The sequence below is a fragment of the Sporosarcina luteola genome, assembly GCF_007991495.1.
In the GTDB taxonomy this organism is placed as follows: domain Bacteria; phylum Bacillota; class Bacilli; order Bacillales_A; family Planococcaceae; genus Sporosarcina; species Sporosarcina luteola.
On the sequence record NZ_BJYL01000080.1, the window covers coordinates 1 to 1,034 of the forward strand.

At 39.2% G+C, this 1,034-nt stretch carries 1 protein-coding gene; it reads left to right on the plus strand.

Annotated elements, in window-relative coordinates; translation table 11 throughout:
• Positions 1-203: 203 nt before the first annotated feature.
• Positions 204-470, plus strand: a complete 267-nt coding sequence (locus SLU01_RS17845) for a hypothetical protein (protein WP_147060878.1) — start codon at positions 204-206, stop codon at positions 468-470.
• The last annotated feature ends 564 nt before the right edge of the window (positions 471-1,034 follow it).

Consider the following 1,034-nt stretch of genomic DNA (forward strand, 5'->3'; position numbering starts at 1 on the left):
CGGCGAAGCCGAACAAAAAGCAGCCGAAACCGCCGCTCATTTCTTGGCGAAACAGATGGAACAATGAAAAACAGCCTGCACGAACCGGGAAGAAACGGTACGGGTGGGCTGTTTTTTTGTTATTATGAATTGTTTAATGGAAGGATGCTTACCTGCTACACTGTGGTATATTAAAACAAACAAATTGATTGGGGCGAGCTGCAATGGGTGCATTAAGTAAAAATGTGAAAGAAGAACTTGCGAATGCCTTAAATGATAAAAATGCAGCAATGTTTGTTGCAGAAGGTAAACTGTTCTCTTTAGAAGTTCATGAACCACCTTTTATGGATGAAGAGTACGATGATTTAGTGGAGAATATCGAATCCTACCCAGAACTAAAGGAATCGCTCCAACGTTACTATGATAATCCTGAGATGCAACGCTTTACTGCAAAAGAACTAAAGGAATTGCGGCACGAGAGAAGAAAATAACCGAAATTATTCGGTTCATTTCACTGAAGAATTTAACAGATGTTTAGATCAAATTCAGACATTTCTTTGCGGAACAAGGGGAAGAAGTGCGCTTGAATCGTGGTTTTTATGTGGTTAATGAAGATAAAAAAGATATTGATGTCATTAACATCTTACCAGCACGTTCAAAGCGGCAACGGGTAACATAGCCCAAGGGACAGGAAAATGGATGGAACAATGAAAAACAGCCTACATGCACCGGGAAGAAATGGTGCGTACAGGCTGTTTTTTCATCTAATCACTTAGCGAGCTGATTCTTGCCGATAACCGAACTAATCTCAATCCAACCAAGACAACTTCGCCAATCGAGTACATATATACTATTATTAGCTATCGCCACCGCTTCACGGTTCGCGATTTTTGTTACGTTCAAAATGTAAAGGGTGATTGACGGATTGTCGAAAGCAACTAAAGTGTAGATTAAGCAAATAATACCCAGTGATTAATCAATTTAATAAGGAAGTAAATTGATTTAATATAATAGAGCCTGAATTATTCACGGAAAATTTGTAAGGAGCCTTCGGT

Coding starts and splice junctions, on each gene's coding strand:
- SLU01_RS17845 (WP_147060878.1), top strand. CDS start 204: ATGGGTGCATTAAGTAAAAATGTGAAAGAAGAACTTGCGAATGCCTTA.